The organism is Hydrogenophaga pseudoflava (assembly GCF_031020795.1).
In the GTDB taxonomy this organism is placed as follows: Bacteria; Pseudomonadota; Gammaproteobacteria; order Burkholderiales; family Burkholderiaceae_C; genus Hydrogenophaga; species Hydrogenophaga pseudoflava_A.
In genome coordinates, this window is sequence record NZ_JAVHJP010000002.1 from 407,045 (window position 1) to 430,864 (window position 23,820).

The 23,820-nt window shown below is 65.9% G+C and carries 19 protein-coding genes; 13 read left to right on the forward strand and 6 right to left on the reverse strand.

All coding sequences use genetic code 11. From position 1 onward, the window contains the following. Positions 1-104: 104 nt before the first annotated feature. From RCO38_RS07665 to RCO38_RS07685, 5 genes are all read left to right on the forward strand, one after another. Entirely contained in the window at positions 105-1,934 is a 1,830-nt protein-coding gene (locus tag RCO38_RS07665; RefSeq protein WP_374694524.1) for a PHA/PHB synthase family protein, read from the forward strand. A 75-nt stretch (positions 1,935-2,009) separates the two neighbouring features. Beyond that, positions 2,010-3,191, forward strand: coding sequence for an acetyl-CoA C-acetyltransferase (locus tag RCO38_RS07670; protein WP_308327705.1), 1,182 nt, complete (start codon positions 2,010-2,012; stop codon positions 3,189-3,191). A 47-nt stretch (positions 3,192-3,238) separates the two neighbouring features. Continuing rightward, positions 3,239-3,976 carry an acetoacetyl-CoA reductase gene (gene phbB / locus RCO38_RS07675; protein ID WP_308327706.1) on the forward strand — a complete coding sequence of 246 codons (738 nt, stop codon included), beginning with the start codon at positions 3,239-3,241 and terminating at the stop codon, positions 3,974-3,976. A 70-nt stretch (positions 3,977-4,046) separates the two neighbouring features. Beyond that, positions 4,047-5,072 (forward strand): tRNA dihydrouridine(20/20a) synthase DusA, encoded by a 1,026-nt coding sequence (gene dusA / locus RCO38_RS07680; protein ID WP_308327707.1) that lies wholly within the window; start codon positions 4,047-4,049, stop codon positions 5,070-5,072. 10 nt (positions 5,073-5,082) lie between these two features. Continuing rightward, positions 5,083-5,538, forward strand: coding sequence for an FKBP-type peptidyl-prolyl cis-trans isomerase (locus tag RCO38_RS07685; RefSeq protein ID WP_308327708.1), 456 nt, complete (start codon positions 5,083-5,085; stop codon positions 5,536-5,538). A gap of 6 nt (positions 5,539-5,544) precedes the next feature. On the opposite strand, the gene RCO38_RS07690 is transcribed toward RCO38_RS07685, so the two are convergent. Both RCO38_RS07690 and RCO38_RS07695 read right to left on the reverse strand, forming a co-directional pair. Continuing rightward, positions 5,545-6,435 (reverse strand): Dyp-type peroxidase, encoded by an 891-nt coding sequence (locus RCO38_RS07690; protein ID WP_308327709.1) that lies wholly within the window; start codon positions 6,433-6,435, stop codon positions 5,545-5,547. A 16-nt stretch (positions 6,436-6,451) separates the two neighbouring features. Then, positions 6,452-7,087 (reverse strand): GntR family transcriptional regulator, encoded by a 636-nt coding sequence (locus RCO38_RS07695; RefSeq protein WP_308327710.1) that lies wholly within the window; start codon positions 7,085-7,087, stop codon positions 6,452-6,454. A 135-nt stretch (positions 7,088-7,222) separates the two neighbouring features. Between RCO38_RS07695 and scpA the strand changes: the two genes are divergently transcribed. The 5 genes from scpA to RCO38_RS07720 all read left to right on the forward strand — a co-directional run bounded on the left by scpA (position 7,223) and on the right by RCO38_RS07720 (position 14,811). Then, positions 7,223-9,379 carry a methylmalonyl-CoA mutase gene (gene scpA, locus RCO38_RS07700; RefSeq protein ID WP_308327711.1) on the forward strand — a complete coding sequence of 719 codons (2,157 nt, stop codon included), beginning with the start codon at positions 7,223-7,225 and terminating at the stop codon, positions 9,377-9,379. Beyond that, on the forward strand, positions 9,376-10,380 hold the full coding sequence (gene meaB, locus RCO38_RS07705) for a methylmalonyl Co-A mutase-associated GTPase MeaB (protein ID WP_308327712.1): 1,005 nt from the start codon (positions 9,376-9,378) through the stop codon (positions 10,378-10,380). Before scpA ends, meaB begins: the two co-directional genes overlap by 4 nt. Positions 10,381-10,415: 35 nt before the next feature. After that, positions 10,416-11,948 carry an acyl-CoA carboxylase subunit beta gene (locus RCO38_RS07710; protein ID WP_308327713.1) on the forward strand — a complete coding sequence of 511 codons (1,533 nt, stop codon included), beginning with the start codon at positions 10,416-10,418 and terminating at the stop codon, positions 11,946-11,948. Positions 11,949-12,271: 323 nt separating this feature from the next. Continuing rightward, a complete protein-coding gene (accC, locus tag RCO38_RS07715; protein ID WP_308327714.1) occupies positions 12,272-14,323 on the forward strand; it encodes an acetyl-CoA carboxylase biotin carboxylase subunit in 2,052 nt (683 codons plus the stop codon). Further along, a complete protein-coding gene (locus tag RCO38_RS07720) occupies positions 14,320-14,811 on the forward strand; it encodes a VOC family protein (protein WP_308327715.1) in 492 nt (163 codons plus the stop codon). The genes accC and RCO38_RS07720 overlap by 4 nt, the downstream gene beginning before the upstream one ends. Before the next feature lie 70 nt (positions 14,812-14,881). On the opposite strand, the gene RCO38_RS07725 is transcribed toward RCO38_RS07720, so the two are convergent. Beyond that, entirely contained in the window at positions 14,882-15,253 is a 372-nt protein-coding gene (locus tag RCO38_RS07725) for a cupin domain-containing protein (protein WP_308327716.1), read from the reverse strand. A 127-nt stretch (positions 15,254-15,380) separates the two neighbouring features. Here RCO38_RS07725 and RCO38_RS07730 point away from each other — a divergent pair, with 127 nt between their 5' ends. Together RCO38_RS07730 and RCO38_RS07735 are read left to right on the forward strand one after the other, a co-directional pair. Continuing rightward, positions 15,381-15,716: a hypothetical protein gene (locus RCO38_RS07730; protein WP_308327717.1), complete on the forward strand. Its 336-nt coding sequence runs from the start codon at positions 15,381-15,383 to the stop codon at positions 15,714-15,716. Between the two features lie 88 nt (positions 15,717-15,804). Then, positions 15,805-18,117, forward strand: a complete 2,313-nt coding sequence (locus tag RCO38_RS07735) for a methyl-accepting chemotaxis protein (protein ID WP_308327718.1) — start codon at positions 15,805-15,807, stop codon at positions 18,115-18,117. 1 nt (position 18,118) lies between these two features. Here RCO38_RS07735 and rsxB read toward each other — a convergent pair whose 3' ends face one another. The 3 genes from rsxB to RCO38_RS07750 all read right to left on the reverse strand — a co-directional run bounded on the left by rsxB (position 18,119) and on the right by RCO38_RS07750 (position 21,626). Beyond that, on the reverse strand, positions 18,119-18,775 hold the full coding sequence (rsxB, locus tag RCO38_RS07740; protein WP_308327719.1) for an electron transport complex subunit RsxB: 657 nt from the start codon (positions 18,773-18,775) through the stop codon (positions 18,119-18,121). Between the two features lie 46 nt (positions 18,776-18,821). Then, positions 18,822-20,198 carry a polyhydroxyalkanoate depolymerase gene (locus RCO38_RS07745; RefSeq protein WP_308327720.1) on the reverse strand — a complete coding sequence of 459 codons (1,377 nt, stop codon included), beginning with the start codon at positions 20,196-20,198 and terminating at the stop codon, positions 18,822-18,824. 219 nt (positions 20,199-20,417) lie between these two features. Then, on the reverse strand, positions 20,418-21,626 hold the full coding sequence (locus RCO38_RS07750) for an amino acid aminotransferase (protein ID WP_308327721.1): 1,209 nt from the start codon (positions 21,624-21,626) through the stop codon (positions 20,418-20,420). A 105-nt stretch (positions 21,627-21,731) separates the two neighbouring features. Here RCO38_RS07750 and uvrB point away from each other — a divergent pair, with 105 nt between their 5' ends. Further along, positions 21,732-23,819: an excinuclease ABC subunit UvrB gene (gene uvrB / locus RCO38_RS07755; protein WP_308327722.1), complete on the forward strand. Its 2,088-nt coding sequence runs from the start codon at positions 21,732-21,734 to the stop codon at positions 23,817-23,819. Position 23,820 lies beyond the last annotated feature (1 nt).

A 23,820-nucleotide genomic window follows, 5' to 3' on the forward strand; every position in this document is an offset into this window, starting at 1 on the left:
TGTTGTCAGTTTGTTGGAAGTGAGCAGACAGACACTAGGGAAAACCCGGCCTCAAGCCCGATAGGACTTGATAATAAGCCGCAGGACAAACATCGGAGACTTGCATGACATCTGGTAAGACACCTCAGCCCGACTGGCTGCAGGCGGCCGAGCAGTTGCAGAACCAGCTCATCCAGCAATGGACCCAGGCCGCGCAGGCCTTTCCCGGTGCAGCCCAGCACCCCGCTTCCCCCTCTGATCCGTTCGCGGCCTTGAAGGCGTTCATGCCGCAGGCCGGCGCCGGCAACCCGTTCGGCATGGCCATGCCGGCCATGGGCAGCCTGCCGGGCATGGGCGACCTGTTCCACCAGGCAGCGGGTCAGAAGGTCAGCTTCGATCCGGCCCGTTTGCTGGAAATCCAGAACCAGTACCTCAAGGACGTGACCGGGCTCTGGAACCAGGGCATGGATGTCAAGCCCAAGGGGGACCGGCGTTTTGCCGACGAAGCCTGGGGCAGCAACCCGGTGGCGGCCTATTCGGCGGCGGTGTACCTGCTCAACGCCCGCACCCTGATGGCCCTGGCCGAGGCGGTTGAAGGCGATGCCAAGACCAAGGCGCGTGTGCGTTTTGCGGTCCAGCAATGGATCGACGCCAGCGCACCGAGCAACTTCCTGGCCTTCAATGCGGAGGCGCAGAAGAAGGCCATCGAAACCCAGGGCGAGAGCATTGCCAAGGGCGTGGCCAACCTGCTGCACGACATCAAGCAGGGCCACGTCTCGATGACCGACGAAAGCGTGTTCGAGGTGGGCAAGAACGTGGCCACCACCGAAGGCGCCGTGGTGTTCGAGAACGAGCTGTTCCAGCTCATCGAATACAAGCCCCTGACGGCCAAGGTGTACGAGCGTCCGTTCCTGCTGGTGCCGCCCTGCATCAACAAGTTCTACATCCTCGATCTGCAGCCGACCAACTCGTTCATCCGCTACTGCGTGGAGCAGGGCCACCGCACCTTCGTGGTGAGCTGGCGCAACCCCGACGCCTCGCTGGGCCACAAGACCTGGGACGACTACATCGAGGACGCCGTCATCCAGGCCATCAAGACCACGCAGGACATCACCGGTGCCGAGCAGATCAACGCACTGGGCTTCTGCGTGGGCGGCACCATGCTGAGCAACGCGCTGGCCGTGCTGGCGGCGCGCGGGGAGGAGCGGGTGCACAGCGCCACCTTCCTGACCACGCTGGTGGACTTCACCGACACCGGCATTCTTGACGTGTTCATCGACGAGGCCTTCGTCAAGATGCGCGAAATGCAATTCGCGCAGGGCGGGCTCATGCCCGGCCGCGACCTGGCCACCACCTTCAGCTTCCTGCGGCCCAACGACCTGGTCTGGAACTATGTGGTTGGCAACTACCTCAAGGGCGAGTCGCCGCCGCCGTTCGACCTGCTGTACTGGAACTCCGACGCGACCAACCTGCCCGGCCCGTACTACGCCTGGTACCTGCGCAACATGTACCTTGAGAACAACCTTGTCAAGCCATGCAAGACGACGGTCTGCGGGCACGAGGTGGATTTCCGCAAGGTCAAGCTGCCGGTCTACATCTACGGCTCGCGCGAAGACCACATCGTGCCGATCGGCGGCGCCTATGCCAGCACGCAGGTGTTCCCTGGCAAGAAGCGCTTCGTCATGGGCGCCTCGGGCCACATCGCCGGTGTGATCAACCCGCCGGCCGCGGGCAAGCGCAGCCATTGGACCGGGCCGGCCGGCCAGTTCCCGGCGGATGTGAACAAGTGGATCGACAGCGCCACCGAACACAAGGGCAGCTGGTGGACCGACTGGGCCGCCTGGCTCAAACCCTTGGCTGGCAAGCAAATTGCTGCGCCCAAGACCTATGGCAAGGGCAAAGCGTACGTCGCCATCGAGCCGGCGCCCGGCCGCTATGTGAAGGCGAAGGCCTGAACGTCCTGACCGCTTGCGTTCAGCCCTGAACGCAAGCCCCCCACTTTGCTGCACCCACCTCTCAAGGAGAACCACATGGAAGACATCGTCATCGTTTCCGCCGCCCGCACCGCCGTCGGCAAGTTCGGCGGATCGCTGGCCAAGACACCGGCCACCGAACTCGGCAGCATCGTCATCAAGGGCCTGCTGGCGCGCACCGGTCTGCCCGCCGATGCCATTGGCGAAGTCATCATGGGCCAGGTGCTGGCCGCTGGCGTGGGTCAGAACCCGGCCCGTCAGGCCATGATGAAGGCCGGTGTGGCCAAGGAAACCCCGGCGCTCACCATCAACGCGGTCTGCGGTTCGGGCCTCAAAGCCGTGATGCTGGCCGCGCAGGCCGTCGCCTGGGGCGACAGCGAGATCGTGATCGCCGGTGGCCAGGAAAACATGAGCGCCAGCCCGCACGTGCTCAACGGCAGCCGCGACGGCCAGCGCATGGGGGACTGGAAGATGGTCGACACCATGATCGTCGACGGCCTGTGGGACGTCTACAACCAGTACCACATGGGCATCACCGCCGAGAACGTGGCCAAGGCCCACGGCATCACCCGTGAGATGCAGGACGCGCTGGCGCTGGGCAGCCAGCAGAAGGCCTCCGCCGCGCAAGAAGCCGGCAAGTTCAAGGACGAGATCGTCGACGTGCTGATCCCGCAGCGCAAGGGCGATCCGCTGGTGTTCAACAGCGACGAGTTCATCAACAAGAAGACCAACGCCGAAGCACTGGCCGGTCTGCGTCCGGCCTTCGACAAGGCGGGCTCGGTGACGGCCGGCAATGCCTCGGGCATCAACGACGGCGCCGCCGCCGTGATGGTGATGAGCGCCAAGAAGGCCGCGGCCTTGGGCCTGACGCCGCTCGCCCGCATCGCTGCCTTCGGCACCAGCGGCCTGGATCCGGCCACCATGGGCATGGGCCCGGTGCCTGCGTCGCAGAAGGCCCTGGCCCGCGCCGGCTGGAAGGCGTCGGATGTGGATCTGTTCGAACTCAACGAGGCTTTTGCCGCCCAGGCCTGCGCCGTCAACAAGGCGCTGGACATCGACCCGGCCAAGGTCAACGTCAACGGTGGCGCCATCGCCATCGGCCACCCCATCGGCGCGTCCGGCTGCCGCATCCTGGTGACGCTGCTGCACGAGATGCAGCGCAGCAACGCCAAGAAGGGCCTGGCCGCGCTGTGCATCGGCGGCGGCATGGGCGTTTCCCTCGCCATTGAACGCGCCTGACACCCAACCATTTTTCGCCACACGGCACCACCAAGAGGAGCATCACAATGAGCCAGAAAGTCGCATACGTCACCGGAGGCATGGGCGGCATCGGTACCGCCATCTGCCAGCGCCTGCACAAAGACGGTTTCAAGGTCATCGCCGGCTGCGGCCCGACCCGCGACTACAACAAGTGGCTGGACGAACAGAAGGCGCTGGGCTACACCTTCTACGCCTCGGTCGGCAACGTGGGTGACTGGGAGTCCACCGTCGAGGCCTTCACCAAGGCCAAGGCCGAACACGGCAGCATCGACGTGCTGGTCAACAACGCCGGCATCACCAAGGACCGCATGTTCCTGAAGATGTCCAAGGAGGACTGGGATGCGGTGATGAACACCAACCTCGACTCCATGTTCAACGTGACCAAGCAGGTCGTGCCCGACATGGTGGAAAAGGGCTGGGGTCGCATCATCAACATCTCGTCGGTCAACGGTGAGAAGGGCCAGGCCGGCCAGACCAACTACTCGGCCGCCAAGGCCGGCATGCATGGCTTCTCGATGGCCCTGGCGCAGGAACTGGCCACCAAGGGTGTGACGGTCAACACCGTGAGCCCGGGCTACATCGGCACCGACATGGTCAAGGCCATCCGCCCGGACGTGCTGGAGAAGATTGTCGCCACGGTGCCGGTCAAGCGCCTGGGCGAGCCATCGGAGATCGCTTCCATCATCGCCTGGTTGGCCAGCGAAGAGGGCGGTTACGCCACCGGCGCCGACTTCTCGGTCAATGGCGGCCTGCACATGGGGTGACGGTGCACAGGGCACAGACATGAAACCCGCTTCGGCGGGTTTTTTGTTGCCCGCTGGGATAATCGGCCCCATGTCTGTTTCCGTTTCTCCCTGGCGCCTGTCGGTCGCCCCCATGATGGGCTGGACCGACCGCCACTGCCGCTACTTCCACCGCCTGCTCACCCGCCACACGCTGCTCTACACCGAAATGGTCACCACGGGCGCGCTGATCCATGGCAACGCCGCCCAGCACCTGTTCTTCAACGACGAGGAGCATCCGGTGGCGCTGCAGCTTGGTGGCAGCGAACCATCGGACCTGGCCGTCTGTGCAAAGCTGGGACAGGACCATGGCTACGACGAGATCAACCTCAACTGTGGCTGCCCGAGCGAACGGGTGCTGCGCGGTGCGTTCGGCGCCTGCCTGATGGGGGAGGCGGCCCTGGTGCGCGACTGTGTCAAAGCGATGGTGGATGTGGTCGACATTCCAGTGACGGTCAAGCACCGTATCGGCATCGACAAGGTCGAAAGCTACGACTTCGTGCGCGATTTCGTCGGGACGGTGGCCGAGGGCGGTTGCCAGGTGTTTCTGGTGCATGCCCGCAACGCCTGGCTCAAGGGCCTGTCGCCCAAGGAGAACCGCGAGATCCCGCCGCTGCGCTACGAGCTGGCCTACCGGCTGAAGCAGGACTTCCCCGACCTCACCATTGCGGTGAACGGAGGCATCACCACCAACGAACAGATCACAACGCACCTGCAGCGTGTCGACGGAGCGATGATTGGCCGCGAGGCGTACCACAACCCCTGGCTGATGACCGAGTGGGACGCGCGCTTCTATGGTGACGACAGCCGCCCCGCGGCTACGCGGGAAGAGGTTGAACTGGCGATGATCGACTACATGGAACGCGCCCACGCCGAAGACGGCGTGAACTGGTATTCGATCGCCAGCCACATGCTGGGCCTGCGCCACGGCCTGCACGGTGCCCGCAAGTGGCGCCAAGTCTGGAGCGACCACCGTCTCAAGCCTTTGCCACCCCGCGAGGTCTGGACACTGGCCCAGGCCCATGTCGGTCAGCCCGAGGCCGAGACCGCCCCCGGCGTCCCCGTTTCCATCCACTGAAGGAACCCGAATGAACCGAACCGTTTCCCGCCTGCTGGCCCTTGCCGTGGGTCTGTGCGCTGTCGCCGCCTTGGCCCAGAGCGCTGCCCCGAATGCCATCCTGGACGCCGCCGCCAAAGAACCGGGGGCGGTGGTCACCAAGACCGGCCTGGTGTTCCGCTCGCTCAAGGACGGCACGGGCGCCAGCCCGACGGCGGCCGACACGGTCAAGGTGCACTACAAGGGCACCTTTCCCGATGGCAAGGAGTTCGACAGCTCCTACGCGCGGGGCACGCCGATCGAGTTTCCCCTGGGCCGGGTGATTCCCTGCTGGACCGAGGGCGTGCAACGCATCAAGGTCGGCGGCAAGGCCAAGCTGACCTGCCCGAGCCAGATCGCCTACGGCGAGCGCGGTGCGGGTGGGGTGATTCCGCCCAATGCCACGCTGCTGTTCGAGGTGGAACTGCTGGGCATCGCCGGCCGCTGAGGCCCGTCAAAGCCCCAGCGGGCGCAGGTCGATCAGCCCGTCCCGGACTGGCGGACACCAGAAGTAGGCGCCGGTCTGTGGCTCGGTGAAGCTGAACATCGCATCGGTGATGCCGTCTTCCGCCCCCGACATGCGGCGCAGCTGGGCTTCGAACGCGTCGAAGGAACAGCCGAAGGCGGCGAACACCAGGCCGCCGTCGTTGCCTTCGGCCCAGGGCATGGAGCGGCGCAGCACGAAGGCTTCCGGGTCGAAGCTTTCCTGGGCGGTGCGCTTGACGTGGGCCGAGGCGGGCGCGTCTTCCAGTTCCTCATTGCTCTCGCGTTCGCGGCCGATGGTGTCGTCCTGCTGCTGCCTGGACATGGCCTCGAAGCGGCTCATGTGGTGGTGCCAGCGCTGCATGGCCACAAAGCTGCTGCCCGCGAGTGGTCCCGCCGACTCGGGCAGCAGGGCCGCGGCCACAGCCTTGTCGCCCTGGGGGTTCTCCGTGCCGTCCTCGTAGCCGGTGAGGTCCCGGCCCTGGTTGTGGTTGAAGGCGTCGGTGATGTCGGTCACGTCGAAGGACGGCGCCAGCAGGGTTTCCAGGTGGCGGCTGCGGATCAACAGGTCGCCGCGGTCGGTACCGCGCAGCCAGAGCATGAGATCGGTGGGCGTGGCGGGCAGCTTGATGCGGGCGCCGTCGACGCCAGTGAATGTCTTCAAGCCTGGCAACTGGGCGCCCAGTTCGCGCACCAGCGAAGCGCCGATGCCGACCACGGTGTCACGGCCATTGGCCTGGCTGGCCAGCCGCTTGAGCACCACGCGCGGGTCGGCGCCGACCCGCAACTGGCAGGTGAGGTAGCGCCCATGGGCGGGCACGGGTTCGAGGATGCCGGGCTGGGCGAGAAGGGCAATGTTCATGCCCGGGATTATCGGCTCAGGTCGCCGCCTCCAGCCCGTTGCGGAAGTGCTCCTGCATGCGCCGGCGGGTGAGGTCGGCGTCGCGTGCGAGCAGGGCAGCCATCACCGCGCGGTGCTCGGCCAGCGACTCCTCGATCCGGCCCGACTTGAACAGCGAGCTGTGGCGGTTGAGCTTCATGACCTTGCGCAGGTCGGCCACCATCTGCTGGCGCCAGCGGTTGTCGGCCATTTCCAGCAGCCGCATGTGGAACTGCTCGTTGATGGCGAAGAATCGGTCGCGGTGGGGGAGGGCCGATTCCAGTTCGGCGTGCAGGGCCTGCAGTTCGGCGCGCTGGGCGTCGCTGGCGCGCTCGGCCACCACACCCGCGGCATCGGATTCGAGCAGCGAGAGCAGGTGGTAGACGTCGGCCAGGTCTTTCTCGGACACTTCGGTCACGTAAGCGCCCCGGCGCACCTTCATGGTCACCAGGCCTTCGGCCGCCAGCACCTTCAGCGCCTCGCGCAGCGGTGTGCGGCTGATGCCGTATTCCTCGGCCAGCTTGAGCTCGTCGATCCAGCTGCCCGGCTCCAGCTCGCGGCGGAAGATGCGCTGGCGCAGCAGCTCGGCGACTTCTTCGTACAGGGCGCGGGGGGCGAGGGAGAGGGCGGACATGCAGATGGGGACGGTGACAGCAAGCCCGCATTGTAAGCCCGCTGGAATATTTTGCATCAATAATTATGAATGATGTAAACTCGACGCACTGATCTGTTGCAGATCGCCGTCCGTCTGCCTGAGCGAGCCCCTGTCATGAGCCAGAAACCCAACGAATTCGCCCCCGCCCGCCTCGAAGCCTGGACCAAGGCGGCCCAGAAATCCGCACCCGGTGGCGACGTGAATGCGCTCAACTGGACCACGCCCGACGGCATCAGCGTCAAACCGCTGTACACCGCCGAGGACACCAAGGACCTGCCGTACACCAACACACTGCCGGGCCTCGAGCCCTACATCCGCGGCCCGCAGGCCACGATGTACGCGGTGCGCCCCTGGACCATCCGCCAGTACGCGGGCTTCTCGACCGCCGAAGAATCCAACGCCTTCTACCGCAAGGCGCTGGCCGCCGGCGGACAGGGTGTCTCGGTGGCCTTCGACCTGGCCACGCACCGCGGCTACGACAGCGACCACCCGCGCGTGACCGGTGACGTCGGCAAGGCAGGCGTGGCGATCGATTCGGTCGAGGACATGAAGATCCTGTTCAATCAGATCCCGCTGGACAAGGTGTCGGTTTCTATGACCATGAACGGCGCGGTGCTGCCCATCCTGGCTGGCTACGTGGTGGCGGCGGAGGAACAGGGCGTCTCGCAGGACAAGCTCAGCGGCACCATCCAGAACGACATCCTCAAGGAGTTCATGGTCCGTAACACCTACATCTACCCGCCCGAGCCGTCGATGAAGATCATCGGCGACATCATCGAGTACACGGCCAAGAACATGCCGAAGTTCAACTCGATCTCGATCTCGGGTTACCACATGCAGGAGGCGGGCGCCAACCAGGCGCTGGAGATGGCCTTCACCCTGGCCGACGGCAAGGAGTATGTGAAGACCGCCATCGCCAAGGGCATGGACGTGGATGAGTTCGCCGGTCGCCTGTCCTTCTTCTGGGCGGTGGGCATGAACTTCTACCTGGAGATCGCCAAGATGCGCGCGGCCCGCCTGCTGTGGTGCCGCATCATGAAGGGCTTCAACGCCAAGAACCCCAAGAGCCTGATGCTGCGCACGCACAGCCAGACCTCGGGCTGGTCGCTGACCGAGCAGGACCCCTACAACAACGTGGTGCGCACCACCATCGAGGCCATGGCGGCTGTCTTCGGCGGCACGCAGTCGCTGCACACCAACTCGTTCGACGAAGCCATCGCGCTACCGACCGAGTTCAGCGCCCGCATCGCGCGCAACACACAGCTCATCATCCAGGAAGAGACCCACATCACCAACGTGGTGGACCCCTGGGCCGGCAGCTACATGATGGAGACGCTGACCCAGCAGATGGCCGACGAGGCCTGGAAGATCATCGAGGAGGTCGACGCCATGGGCGGTATGACCAAGGCGGTGGACTCGGGCTGGGCCAAGCTCAAGATCGAGGCCGCCGCGGCCGAGAAGCAGGCCCGCATCGACTCCGGCAAGGACGTGATCGTCGGCGTCAACAAGTACAAGCTCAAGCAGGAAGACGCCATCGACATCCTGGAGGTGGACAACGTCAAGGTGCGCGAGAGCCAGATCGCCCGCTTGCAGACCATCAAGGCCAGTCGCGACAGCGCGGCGGTACAGTCGGCGCTGGACGCGCTCACCGCCGCTGCCGAGAGCGGCCAGGGCAACCTGCTGGACCTCGCGATCGAGGCCATCCGCCTGCGCGCCACCGTCGGCGAAGTGTCCGACGCACTGGAGAAGATCTATGGGCGCCACCGCGCCGACACACAGAAGGTGACCGGGGTGTACGCCGCTGCTTACGACTCTGCCGAAGGCTGGGAACAGCTCAAGTCCGAAATCGCCGACTTCGCCACCGCGCAGGGCCGCCGCCCGCGCGTGATGATCGCCAAGCTCGGCCAGGACGGGCACGACCGCGGCGCCAAGGTCGTCGCCACGGCGTTCGCCGACCTGGGCTTCGACGTCGACATGGGTCCGCTGTTCCAGACCCCGGAAGAGTGCGCTCGCCAAGCCATTGAAAACGATGTGCACGCCGTGGGCGTTTCGACCCTGGCCGCTGGGCACAAGACCCTGGTGCCGGCCATCATCAAGGCGCTGAAGGACCAGGGCGCGGATGACATCGTGGTGTTCGTGGGCGGCGTGATCCCGCGCCAGGACTACGACTACCTGTACGAGGCCGGCGTCAAGGGCGTATACGGCCCTGGCACGCCGATCCCGGCCAGCGCCAAGGACGTTCTCGAACAGATCAAGAAGGCCGTGGCTTGACCCCTGAGCAGATCCTGGCCGGCATCGTCTCGGGTGGTGCGGCCGTCCAGCGCCGCGCGATGGCCAAGGCCATCACGCTGCTGGAGTCCACCCGCCCAGACCACCGCCAGCAAGCCGATGCGCTGCTGACCGGGCTGCTGCCGCACACCGGCGGCGCGTTCCGGCTCGGCATCAGCGGTGTACCCGGCGTGGGCAAGAGCACGTTCATCGAGGCGCTGGGCCTGCACCTGATCGGCCAGGGCCACCGTGTGGCGGTGCTGGCGGTCGACCCTTCTTCCTCCGTGTCCGGCGGCTCCATCCTGGGCGACAAGACGCGCATGGAACATCTCTCGGTGCACGAGAAGGCCTACATCCGCCCGAGCCCCAGCAGCGGCACGCTGGGCGGCGTGGCCGAGAAGACGCGCGAGGCCATGCTCGTCTGCGAGGCCGCGGGTTACGACGTCGTCATCGTGGAAACGGTGGGCGTGGGCCAGAGCGAAACCGCGGTGCACGGCATGACCGACATGTTCTGCCTGCTGCAACTGCCCAACGCGGGCGACGACCTGCAGGCGATCAAGAAGGGCGTGATGGAGCTGGCCGACCTCGTGGTCATCAACAAGGCCGACATCGACCCCGACGCCGCGACCCGGGCGCGGGCGCAGATCACCTCGTCGTTGCGCCTGCTCGGACTGCACGGCAACCCGGATCACGTTCACCACGATCAAAAGGTCTGGCACCCGCAGGTGATCCAGATCAGCGCGCTGCACGGGCAGGGCGTGGACACCTTCTGGGCCGCCGTCAGCGAGTTCCGGCGCCTGCAGACCGCCAATGGCCGCCTGGCCGCACGCCGCCAGCAGCAGGCCACGGCCTGGATGTGGGAGCGCATCGACGCGGGCCTCAAGCAGCGCTTTCGCGAGCACCCGCGGGTGCGCGAGGCGCTGGACATTTTCACGCGGCAGGTTCAGGGTGGCGGGCTCGCCGCCTCCACCGCCGCACGTCAGTTGCTCGAACGGTTCGACTGAACCGGCAAGACACCGTTTTCACCGGAGAGACCACCATGCAAGACATCCTGGACCAACTGGAAAAGAAGCGCGCGGCGGCGCGCCTGGGCGGCGGCGAGAAGCGCATCGCCGCCCAGCACAGCAAGGGCAAGCTCACCGCGCGTGAGCGCATCGAGGTGCTGCTCGACGAAGGCACCTTCGAAGAATGGGACATGTTTGTCGAACACCGCTGCGTGGACTTCGGCATGCAGGACCAGAAGGTCCCCGGTGACGGCGTGGTCACCGGCTACGGCATGATCAACGGCCGCCTGGTGTTCGTGTTCAGCCAGGACTTCACCGTCTTCGGCGGCGCGCTGTCCGAAGCGCACGCCGAGAAGATCTGCAAGATCATGGACCAGGCCATGAAGGTCGGCGCCCCGGTGATCGGCCTCAACGATTCGGGCGGCGCCCGCATCCAGGAAGGCGTGGCCTCGCTCGGCGGCTACGCCGAGGTGTTCCAGCGCAACGTGATGGCTTCGGGCGTGATCCCTCAGATCAGCATGATCATGGGGCCCTCCGCGGGTGGCGCGGTGTACTCGCCCGCCATGACCGACTTCATCTTCATGGTCAAGGACAGCTCCTACATGTTCGTGACCGGCCCCGAGGTGGTGAAGACGGTGACGCACGAGGAAGTGACCGCCGAGGAGCTGGGCGGCGCCGTGACGCACAACAGCAAGAGCGGCGTGGCCGACGGCGCGTTCGAGAACGATGTGGAAGCGCTGCTGATGCTGCGCCGCCTCTACAACTACCTGCCGCTCAACAACAGGGAAAAGGCGCCGGTGCGCCCCAGCGGCGACCCGATCGACCGCATGGACAAGAGCCTGGACACGCTGGTGCCGGACAACCCGAACAAGCCGTACGACATGAAGGAACTGATCCTCAAGACGGTCGACGACGGCGACTTCTTCGAGATCCAGCCCGACTACGCCAAGAACATCATCGTGGGCTTCGCGCGCATGGACGGTCAGACCGTGGGCATCGTGGCCAACCAGCCGCTGGTGCTGGCCGGCTGCCTGGACATCAAGAGCTCCATCAAGGCCGCGCGCTTCGTGCGCTTCTGCGATGCGTTCAACATCCCCGTGGTGACCTTCGTCGACGTGCCCGGCTTCATGCCCGGCACTTCTCAAGAGTACGGCGGCATCATCAAGCACGGCGCCAAGCTGCTCTACGCGTACGCCGAGTGCACGGTGCCCAAGATCACGGTGATCACCCGCAAGGCTTATGGCGGCGCTTACGACGTGATGGCCTCCAAGCACCTGCGCGGCGACGTGAACTTCGCCTGGCCGAACGCCGAAATCGCGGTGATGGGCGCCAAGGGCGCCGTGGAAATCATCTTCCGCGAGGAGAAGAAGGACCCGGCCAAGCTGGCCGAGCGCGAGGCAGAGTACAAGGCCCGCTTCGCCAACCCCTTCGTGGCCGGCGCGCGCGGCTTCATCGACGACGTGATCCTGCCGTCCGAGACCCGCAAGCGCATCTGCCGTTCGCTGGTGATGCTCAAGGACAAGAAGATCGAGAACCCGTGGCGCAAGCACGGCAACATTCCGCTCTGATGTCTGTCGTGTGTGCTTTTCTCGTCTCTGGCGCGGCATCGGGTGGCGCGGGCGTTTTGCTCCGTGTCCCCCTCGCTTCGCGCTCCTCCTTTACCTGCGCAAAACGCCCGCGCCACCCGATGCCGGTTGGCTTGCGTTCGGTCTGCAGCGCCTTTTCCTCCTTCGCAGCCTTGGGCGCGGTGTGCCTGTCGCAGCGAAGTAAAGGAGGAGCCGGCCGCAGGCCGGCGGGGGACATGAGCGCAGGCAGGCACACCGTGCCCAAGGCGGGCACAGCGAACCGCCGTCGAACCAACAACACATTTGCTCCCTTCTAGGAGACCGACATGTTCAAGAAAATCCTGATCGCCAACCGCGGCGAAATCGCCTGCCGCGTCATCGCCACCGCCCGCAAGATGGGCATCGCCACCGTGGCCGTGTACTCCGAGGCCGACAAGGAAGCGCGCCACGTGCGCCTGGCCGACGAGGCCGTGCTGTTGGGCCCGGCGCCCTCGCGCGAGTCCTACCTGGTGGCCGACAAGATCATCGAGGCCGCGAAGAAGACCGGCGCCGAGGCCATCCACCCCGGCTACGGCTTCCTGTCCGAGAACGAGGCCTTCGCCGAGCGCTGCGAAAAGGAAGGCATCGCCTTCATCGGCCCCAAGGCCCACTCCATCGCGGCCATGGGCGACAAGATCGCCTCCAAGAAGCTGGCCAACGAGGCCAAGGTCAACACCATCCCCGGCTACAACGACCCCATCCCCTCGGCCGAGCGGGCGGTGGAGATCGCCAAGGGCATCGGCTACCCGGTGATGATCAAGGCCTCGGCCGGTGGCGGCGGCAAGGGCCTGCGCGTGGCCTTCAACGACAAGGAAGCGCTGGAAGGTTTCACCGCCTGCCAGAACGAGGCCCGCAACAGCTTCGGTGACGACCGCATCTTCATCGAGAAGTTCGTCGAACAGCCGCGCCACATCGAGATCCAGATCCTGGGCGACAGCCACGGCAACGTGCTGTACCTCAACGAGCGCGAGTGCTCCATCCAGCGCCGCCACCAGAAGGTGATCGAAGAGGCACCATCGCCCTTCATCAGCGACGCCACGCGCAAGGCCATGGGCGAGCAGGCCGTGGCCCTGGCCAAAGCGGTCAAGTACCAGAGCGCCGGCACGGTGGAGTTCGTGGTCGGCAAGGACCAGGACTTCTACTTCCTGGAAATGAACACCCGTCTGCAGGTGGAGCACCCGGTGACCGAGTGCATCACCGGCCTGGACCTGGTGGAGCAGATGATCCGCGTGGCGGCCGGCGAGAAGCTGACCTTCACCCAGGCCGATGTGAAGCGCGACGGCTGGGCCATGGAGTGCCGCATCAACGCCGAGGACCCGTTCCGCAACTTCCTGCCGTCCACCGGCCGCCTGGTGCGTTTCACGCCACCGACCGAGACCATGTGGCAGGCCGACACCGCGCACAAGCACGGCGTGCGCGTGGACACCGGCGTGTTCGAGGGCGGCGAGATACCGATGTACTACGACTCGATGATCGCCAAGCTCATCGTGCACGGCAAGGACCGCAACGACGCCATCGCCAAGATGCGCGAGGCCCTCAACGGCTTCGTGATCCGCGGCATCAACAGCAACATCCCGTTCCAGGCCGCGCTGCTGGCGCACCCGGACTTCGTCTCGGGAAACTTCAACACCGGCTTCATCGCCCAGCACTACGCCAGCGGCTTCCGTGCCGAGGACGTGCCGCACAGCGATCCGGACTTCCTCGTGGCCCTGGCCGCGTTCGTGCGCCGCAAGAGCCGTGAGCGCGCCACCGGCATCTCGGGCCAGCTTCCTGGCTACGGCGTCAAGGTGGGCAAGGACTACGTGGTCATCAGTCTCTCGGCCAGCGGCCAGCACGGCTACACCCCCGTGCATGTGGACGAGTTCGTCGGCGAGACCGGCTACGCCTCCGTTACCGTCGGCGAGAAGCGCTTCAAGATCAGCTCGCCCTCGCGTCTGAACGACATCGTCATCACGGGCGAGTGCAACGGCCAGCCCTTCACTGCGCAAATGGAGCGCGGCTCGGCCAAGAACCCGCTGGCCCTGGTGGTGCAGCACAACGGCACCAAGCTGGAGACCATGGTGGTCTCCCCGCGCATGGCCGAACTGCACAGGCTGATGCCGTTCAAGGCGCCGCCGGACATGAGCAAATACGTGCTCTCGCCCATGCCGGGCCTGCTGGTGGACGTGGCGGTGCAGGTCGGCCAGAAGGTGCAGGCCGGCGAACGGGTGGCCGTGATCGAGGCCATGAAGATGGAGAACGTGCTGTTCGCCGCGGCCGACGGCGTGGTGGCCAAGGTCATGGCCGGCAAGGGCGAGTCCCTGGTGGTCGACCAGCCCATCGTGGAGTTCGAAAAATGAAAGGTACCCCACGTCCCTTCAAGGTGCTGGGCGTCCAGCAGATCGCCATCGGTGGGCCCGACAAGCTGCGCCTGCAGACCCTGTGGGTGGACATGCTGGGACTGGAGAAGACCGGCAGCTTCCAGAGCGAACGCGAGAACGTGGACGAAGACATCTGTGCCATCGGCAGCGGCCCGTTCAAGGTCGAGGTGGATCTGATGCAGCCCATGGACCCCGAGAAAAAGCCGGCCGTGCACGCCACACCGCTCAACCACATCGGCCTGTGGATCGACGACCTGCCGGTGGCGGTGGAGTGGCTCACGGCCCAGGGCGTGCGCTTTGCGCCCGGCGGCATCCGCAAGGGCGCCGCCGGTTTTGACATCACCTTCCTGCACCCCAAGGCCAACGAGGCGTTCCCGATCGCAGGCGAGGGCGTGCTGATCGAACTGGTGCAGGCACCACCCGAGGTGGTGGACGCTTTCGCAAAGCTGGCCATGCAGCCCGGTTGACCCCACAAGAGCCGAGGAGACAGCCCCGCCGGGTACACGCCTGGCGGGGTTTTTTAATGGCGCGAGGGCCTCACTCGCAGATCATGTAGGTCTTGGTCAGGGGCTCCAGCACCTCGAACGCGCCCTCGAATCCGGGCGGGATGTAGAGGCCTTCTCCCGGCCCGGCTTCCTCAAAGCCGCCCCGTGCATCGTGTACCCGGCAGCGCCCATCGAGCACGGTGAACAGTTCACGCTCGGTCGGTCCCATGGCAATGCGCCAGTGCCCCGGCTCGCAGCGCCAGACGCCGCAGTACACCTGACCGGCCGGCAGGCCCTCGTCGACCAGGTTCCAGGTTTCGCGCATGGGGTTTCCGCGCAACAGGCGCTCGGGGCGCGGGTGGTCGAGGGATGGCGTGCCCGCTGGGCGGGCGGTCAGTTTGATGAGATGAGCGGTCGCGGTCATGCGCGGATTGTGCCGCCGGGTCCATGCGGGCGGAACTGGCACGGAAGAACTGCGCTGTTCGGTGCATTGCAGGGAGGTCTCTGGTTCTACGCTGGAGTCCCCCTGTCCACATTCCGAGGAGTCCGCCATGGGCACCCACGAACCGCCGAGCCAGAACGATACCGCTCTTCGCCGCGCTCCCCAGATGTCGCAAGGCGACCACCGGTGGGCGAGCAAGCCTTCGGCCTGGCGCGAACGAGAGCCGGCGCTGCCCTGGCCCGCCGACCTGCTGGAGGCCTTCAGCCTGCGGATGGCTGGTCACGGCATGTCGATCAGCCGGCCGCTGATGCTCAGCGACAAGTGCTACGCGCTGCAGCAACTGGTTCACGGACAGAACCTGGACGATGAAACCCTGAGGCTGCTGTCGGTGCAGCTGTTCCGGCATTTCCAGGCCCGCCAGTCCGGGCTGCCCCAGTTTCACTGACGGGCACCGCATCCGGGTCCTTCCCTATTCAATGCCGCCGCTGGATTGCCGATAGAGAACCAAATCCGCAATAAGGAGCTGTCTGGCCATGCCTCGATTTCAACCTTTCGCGCCCGGCGTGTGGCTGATGCGCAAACTGCGACTCCCCGTCAAGCTGGGGATTCTTGCGATGGTGATCGTCATTCCGCTGCTGGTGGTGTGCGTGTCGCTGGTGCAACGCATCTCGGACGACATCCATGTCCTGGACGATGAAATCCAGGGCGCACAGGGCATCGCTGCACTGGGTCATCTGGTGACGCTGGTCCAGACCCACCGGGGGCAGACGAACATGCTGCTGGCGGGCAGCTCGGCCGCGCGCTCCTCCCTCGACAAGACCCGCGAATCCCTGCCCGGCGCTCTGACCGCCGCAGGCACCGCGTTGACAGCGCGGGATGAGTTTGGCCTCGCGCAAGACTGGCGGGGTCTGGAAGCGCGTGTGCAGCGCCTGGCGGACACCGAGAAGCTCTCCCGGGAACAGGCGTTCGACACCCACACCACCCTCATTGCCGACATCAAGCGGCTCATGTACACGACCGGCGAACGCTCCAGCCTGCTGTTCGACCCCGATCCCGCAAGCTACTTCCTCATGGACATTGTGGTCTCCCGCGCAGTGCCGTGGACCGAGCGTATCGCCCGGCTGAGGGGAGAAGGCGCAGGGCTGCTCAGCCGCCCCGAAGGCGTGGGCAGTGATGGCGTGGGCCTGCGCTCCCAGCTGCAGGCGCTCGCGGGTGATACGGACGACTTCCGGTTCGCCACCGCCTTCGCCCAACGCTACGGCGAGACCGGTCTTCCGGCCGAAGAGGCCATCAAGGCCTCCGAGGCGTTCGTGGTGCTGGCGCTGGGCGCCACCGATGGCTCGGGCAAGGTCGCAGCCGCCGATTACTTTGCCGCCGGCACCGCGGCCATCTCAGCGGCTCAGTCTTACCAGAGCGCGGTGTTGGGCCGCCTGACGCAGCGACTGGAAGAACGCAAGGACGCGGCCGAGCTCCTTCGCTGGGAGGCTGTCGGCGCTGCCGTGCTGGGGCTGGCGGCCATGGCTTACCTGCTCACCTCGTTCTATTTCAGCTTCGTGATCGACTTCCGGCACGTCAGCCAGGTAATGAGTGAAACCGCCCGCGGCAACCTGCGGGCGCATGTGATGGTCCGCGGCAGCGACGAGCTGGCCGATCTGGCCGCACAGCTGGAGGGCATGATCGGCAATCTGTCGGCCATGGTGGCCGAGGTGCGCAGCAACTCCGCCCTGGTCGCCTACGCCGGCAAGAGCCTGGCCACGGGCAACCGCGAGCTGGCCGATCGGACCGAGCAGCAGGCGGCCAACCTGGAGCAGACCGCCGCCAGCGTGCAGGAACTCTCCAGCACGGTGCAGCGCAACGCCCAGACCGCGGGCGACTCGGACACCCAGGCCTCCCGCGTGCGCGACATCGCCGAGAGCGGCGCACAGGCCATGGTGCGGGCGGTCGAGTCGGTCGAGGGCATCCAGAAGAGCGCGCAGCAGATGAACGAAATCATCGGCGTCATCGACAGCCTCGCGTTCCAGACCAACATCCTGGCGCTGAACGCCGCCGTCGAGGCAGCACGGGCCGGCGAGCAGGGGCGCGGCTTTGCCGTCGTGGCGGCGGAAGTGCGCAGCCTGGCCCAGCGCTCGGCCGCGTCGTCGCGGGAGATCCGGGAGCTGATCGAGGCCTCCGGCCAGCAGGTCACGACCAGCGTGGCCCAGATCCGGGCGGCCGGCACGAGCATGACCGAGATCGTCAACGGGGTGCGCGGCGTGGCCGCCAACATGTCGCTGATTTCCTCCGCCAGCGCTGAGCAGAGCAGCGGCCTGAGCGAGATCTCGTCCGCCGTGGGCCAGCTCGACGAAATCACCCAGCGCAATGCCCGCATGGTGGAGCGCGCGGTCCAGCAGGCCACCCAGCTCGAAGGCCGGGCCGCCACGCTGGCGCAGGCCGTGTCGTCCTTCCAGCTTCAGCAGGGTGCGGCCGAGGAGGCGATGGGGCTGGTCCAGCGGGCGCTCGAACTGCGGGCCCGCAGTGGGCGCGAGGGCTTCGTGAACCAGATCACCGATCCGGCGCAGAACTTCCACGACCGCGACATGTACGTCTTCGCGCTCGACCGCAGCGGGGCTTACCGCGCCTTCGGCGGCAAGCCGGAGAAGGTGGGCGGCCGCGTTCAGGACATCCCGGGAGTGGACGGTGCCTCGCTGCTGGAAGCCATCGTGGCCCAGGCCGAACTGGAGCCGGGCTGGGTCGAGTACGACATCACCAATCCGCAGAGCGGAGCCGTGCAGACCAAGATGTCCTACGTCACCAAAGTCGACGACCTGTACGTCGGCTGCGGGGTCTACAAGTCGCTGACGGTCTGAGTCAGCCCAGGCCGCGGCGCTCGCGGGCGCGGGCCAGCGCGGCCTCGATCACGGCGCGTTTCCGGTCGAGCACCTCCGGGTCGGTGTGCTGCGAGTGCGCCGCCAGGTCGGCCAGCTTCATGCGGGCCTTCGCCTCCAGGCGGTCCTCGTGCTCCTGCTGCTCAAGTACCAGCCTGACCGTGTGCCGGGCGTAACGTTCCCGGGCCTGCAGGGCCTGCGCGGGCGTCCAGGCGTCCCATCCGGTGCGCTCCTCGCTCACCACTTCCAGCGAGATGCAGTCCACTGGACAGACCGGGATGCAGAGTTCGCAGCCCGTGCAGTAGGGCTCGATGACGGTGTGCATGCGCTTGTTGCTGCCCACGATCGCGTCGGTGGGGCAGGCCTTGATGCACAGGGTGCAGCCGATGCACCAGTCCTCGTCGATCACCGCCAGAGTGAGCGGACCTTCGATCCCGTTGGCCGGGTTGAGCGGTGTGGCGGCGCGGCCGGTGAGGGCGGCAAGGCGCTCGATACCTTCGCGGCCACCGGGAGGGCACTGGTTGATACCTGCCTCGCCGGCCGCCACGGCCTGGGCGTAGCTCGCGCAGTCCGGGTAGCCGCAGCGGGTGCACTGCGTCTGGGGCAGTGCGGCATCGATGCGCCGGGCCAGTTCGTTCATGGGGCGCGAGTGTACCCGGGGGGCATCCGCCGCCCCGGGGTGGCCGTCAGGCGGTCTTGCGCGTGGTTTTCTTGGCCGCAGGGCGCTTGGCCGCTGGCGTCGCAGGAGCCGTGGGCACCGCGGCGCGCGGGGCGGGCGCTGCAAGGTCGCCGGTTTTGGCAGGCTGGTGGGCCAGGATGAAGCTCTTGACCACCGGATAGACCATCTCGCGCCAGCGGCGGCCACTGAAGATGCCGTAGTGGCCCGCGCCCTTGGCCTCGTAATGCATCTGGTGGGTCTTGGGAATGCCGGTGCACAGTTCGTGCGCGGCGGCGGTCTGACCCGAGCCGGAGATGTCGTCCAGCTCGCCCTCGACGGTCAGCAGGCCGGAGGTCTTGATGTCCTGCGGACGGACCCGCTCGGTCTTGCCGTTCGTACCCTTCACGTCCCAGGTGCCGTTGACCAGCTTGAACTCCTGGAACACCGTGTTGATGGTTTCCAGGTAGTAGTCGGCGTCCATGTCGAGCACGGCGTTGTACTCGTCGTAGAACTTGCGGTGGGCTTCGGCGCTCTCGTTGTCGCCCTTGATCAGGTCGCGGAAGTAGTCGTAGTGGCTGCTGGCGTGGCGGTCGGGGTTCATCGCCACAAAGCCGGTGTGCTGCAGAAAGCCGGGGTACACACGGCGGCCGGCACCGGGGAACTTGTCCGGCACGCGGTAGATGACGTTGTTCTCGAACCAGCTGTGGCTGCGCTGGGTGGCCAGGTTGTTCACCGCGGTGGGCGACTTGGTGGCGTCGATCGGTCCACCCATCATGGTCATCGACAGCGGTGTGGTCTCGCCGCGCGAAGCCATCAGCGAGACGGCGGCCAGCACCGGCACGGTCGGCTGGCACACGCTCATCACGTGGCAGTTGCCGTAGTTCTTCTGCAGGTAGCGGATGAACTCCTCCACATAGTTGACGTAGTCGTCCAGGTGGAACTCGCCTTCCGACAGCGGCACCAGGCGCGCATTCTTCCAGTCGGTGATGTAGACCTTGTGGTCCTTGAGCATGGTCTTGACCGTGTCGCGCAGCAGCGTGGCGTAGTGGCCCGAGAGCGGCGCCACGATCAGCACCACCGGCTGGCCCTTCAGCTTGGCCAGGGTCGTGGTGTCGTCCGAGAAGCGCTTGAAGCGGCGCAGCTCACAGAACGGCTTGTCGATTTCCACTCGCTCGTAGATCGCGACCTCCACGCCGTCCACATTCACCGTCGGGATGCTGAAGGTCGGCTTCTCGTAGTCCTTCCCCAGCCGGTGCAGCAGGTCGTAGCCCGCGGAGATCCGTTGCGCCATGGGCAGCTGACCGAGCGGAGACATGGGGTTGCTGAACAGCTTCGCGGTCACTTCGGCCAGGTCGGCGAAGGGTTCCATGATCGATCGCTGGGTTTCGTAGATCTGGTAGAGCATGGCTGTGGGAAAAGGTTATGTTGCAGTGCAATATAGCAGGTGGCTCCCCCAGTCCAGAGGGGAATAACACCTAATTCGCAGCGCAGGATTGTCACCTTCGTGAAACGAATCGGCCGCGGCGAAAGCCAAGTTTTGCACGGTCAGATCGGGCAAACAGTGCGAAGAGGCACAAAAAAAGCCGCTCGATGAGCGGCTTTGGGGTGGAAGGCGTGAGAAAAATCAAACCACCTTGGCAATCGCCTGGCAGACGTAGTCGATGTTCTTGCTGTTCAGGGCGGCCACGCACATGCGGCCGGTGTCCGTGCCATATACCCCGAACTCGTTGCGCAGACGCACCATCTGGTCCTTGGACAGGCCGGAGTAGCTGAACATGCCGATCTGGGTGGTGATGAAGGACATGTCCTTGTTCACGCCAGCGGCCTTCAGGCCCTCAACCAGCTTCTGGCGCATGGCCTTGATGCGCACGCGCATCTCGCCCAGTTCCTTTTCCCACAGGGCGCGCAGCTCCGGGTTGCCCAGCACGGCGGCCACGATGGCGCCACCGTGGGTCGGCGGGTTGGAGTAGTTGGTGCGGATCGCGATCTTGAGCTGGCTCAGCACGCGGTCGGTTTCTTCCTTGCTGCTGCCCACCACGCTCAGGGCGCCCACGCGCTCGCCGTACAGGCTGAAGCTCTTGGAGAAGCTGGTGGACACGAAGATGTTCAGGCCGGCGGCCACGAACTTGGCGATCACGGCGCCGTCTTCGGCGATGCCGTAACCGAAGCCCTGGTAGGCCATGTCCAGGAAGGCGGTCAGGTTGCGCGCCTTCACCACGGCGATCACCTGGTCCCACTGGGCGGCGGTGATGTCGTAGCCGGTCGGGTTGTGGCAGCAGGCGTGCAGCAGCACGATGGTGCCTTCGGCAGCGCTGTTCAGCTTGGCCAGCATGCCATCGAAATTGATGCCGCCCAGGCCACCGTTGGCGCTTTGGTCGAAGTAGGGGTAGGTGTCGACCGCGAAGCCGGCGTTGGTGAACAGCGCACGGTGGTTTTCCCAGCTCGGGTCGGAAATGAGCACGGTGGCATTGGGGCTGACCTTCTTGAGGAAGTCGGCACCGATCTTGAGACCGCCGGTGCCGCCGATGGCCTGCACCGTGGCCACGCGACCGGACTTGACCACGTCGGAGTCGGCGCCGAACACCAGACCCTTCACGGCGGCGTCGTAGGCGGCGATGCCGTCGATCGGCAGATAGCCGCGGGCGGCCGGCTTGTCCATCATGGCCTTTTCGGCGGCCTTCACGCACTCCAGCAGGGGCAGTTTGCCGTTGTCATCGAAATACACGCCCACGCCCAGGTTGACCTTGTTGGGGTTGGTGTCGGCAGCGAATTGTTCGTTCAGACCCAGGATCGGGTCGCGGGGGGCCATTTCGACGGCGGAGAACAGGGACATGAAGATCCTCGGAGGGTTGTCAGTAGCGAAGAGTCCGGGCGTGGTGTAGTGTGCCGGGTTCGGCCAATTTTAACGGCCGCTCCTCACCACTCGTTGACTGCGCCCATGCCGGATCTCTCTGAAGTCATCACGGAAAAGCAAGACGGCACCTTCGTCCGCTTCCCCGATTCCCCGTTCGAACTGTTCCAGCCGTACCCGCCGGCCGGCGACCAGCCCACGGCGATCGCCGGTCTGGTGGAAGGCATTGAGGACGGCGAGGTGTTCCAGACCCTGCTGGGCGTGACCGGCTCGGGCAAGACCTTCACCATGGCCAACGTGATCGCCCGCATCGGGCGCCCGGCCATTGTGTTCGCGCCCAACAAGACGCTGGCCGCGCAGCTGTATTCCGAATTTCGCGAGTTCTTCCCCAAGAACGCGGTCGAGTACTTCGTCAGCTACTACGACTACTACCAGCCCGAGGCCTATGTGCCGCAGCGCGACCTGTTCATCGAGAAGGACAGCGCGATCAACGAGCACATCGAGCAGATGCGGCTGAGTTGCACCAAGAGCATCCTGGAGCGGCGCGACGTGGTGATCGTGGCCACCGTCTCGGCCATCTACGGCATCGGCAAGCCCGAGAGCTATCACCAGATGGTGATGACGCTGCGCGTGGGCGACAAGGCCGGCCAGCGCGACCTGATCGCGCAGCTGGTGCGCATGCAGTACAGCCGCAACGAGCAGGATTTCAGCCGCGGCAAGTTCCGCGTGCGTGGCGACACCATCGACGTGTTCCCGGCCGAACATTCCGAGATGGCGATCCGCATCGAGCTGTTCGACGACGAGGTGGAAAGCCTGCAGCTGTTCGATCCGCTCACGGGCAAGGTGCGGCAGAAGATCCCGCGCTTCACCGTCTACCCCAGCAGCCACTACGTGACGCCGCGCGAGCAGGTGCTCAGCGCCGTGGAAGCCATCAAGGAGGAGCTGCGCGAGCGGCTGGCGCAGCTGGTGGGCATGGGCAAGCTGGTGGAGGCGCAGCGGCTGGAGCAGCGCACCCGCTTCGACATCGAGATGCTCAGCGAGGTGGGGCACTGCAAGGGCATCGAGAACTACTCGCGCCACCTGGCCGGCAGCGCGCCGGGCGACCCGCCGGCCACGCTGACCGACTACCTGCCGCGCGACGCCATCATGTTCCTGGACGAGAGCCACCAGATGATCGGCCAGCTCAACGCCATGTACAACGGCGACCGGCAGCGCAAGACCACGCTGGTCGAGTACGGTTTCCGCCTGCCCAGCGCGCTCGACAACCGGCCGCTGAAGTTCGAGGAGTTCGAGGTGCGCATGCGGCAGTGCATCTTCGTCTCCGCCACACCGGCTGACTATGAGAAGACCCACGCCGGGAACGTGGTGGAGCAGGTGGTGCGCCCGACCGGGCTGGTCGATCCGGTGGTCGAGGTGCGGCCCGCCACACACCAGGTCGACGATGTGCTGCAGGAAATCCGGCTGCGGGTGGAGCAGGCTGAGCGCGTGCTCATCACCACGCTGACCAAGCGCATGGCCGAACAGCTCACCGACTACCTGACCGAGAACGGCGTCAAGGTGCGCTACCTGCACAGCGACGTCGACACGGTCGAGCGGGTGGAGATCATCCGCGACCTGCGGCTGGGCGCCTTTGACGTGCTGGTGGGTATCAACCTGCTGCGCGAAGGCCTGGACATTCCCGAGGTGTCCCTGGTGGCGATCCTGGACGCCGACAAGGAAGGCTTCCTGCGCGCCGAGCGCAGCCTGATCCAGACCATCGGTCGCGCGGCGCGCAACCTCAACGGCAAGGCCATTCTCTACGCCGACCGCATCACCGACTCGATGAAGAAAGCGATGGACGAAACCGAGCGGCGCCGGGCCAAGCAGATCGCGTTCAACGAAGCGAACGGCATCACGCCCAAGGGAGTGGTCAAGCGCATCAAGGACCTGATCGACGGGGTGTACAGCGAGAAGGCCGGCCGGGAGGCCGACCGCCTCGCGGCCGCGAGCGCGCAGCAGGCCGACCTGGAGGCGCTGGACGAAAAGGACGCTGCGCGGGAGATCAAGCGGCTGGAAAAGCAGATGCTGGAGCACGCGCGCAACCTCGAATTCGAGAGGGCCGCGTCCGTGCGCGACCAGCTGGCTCGCCTCAAGGAACGGCTGTTCGGTGCCGCAGGAGAGGACAAGGTGGCCTGAC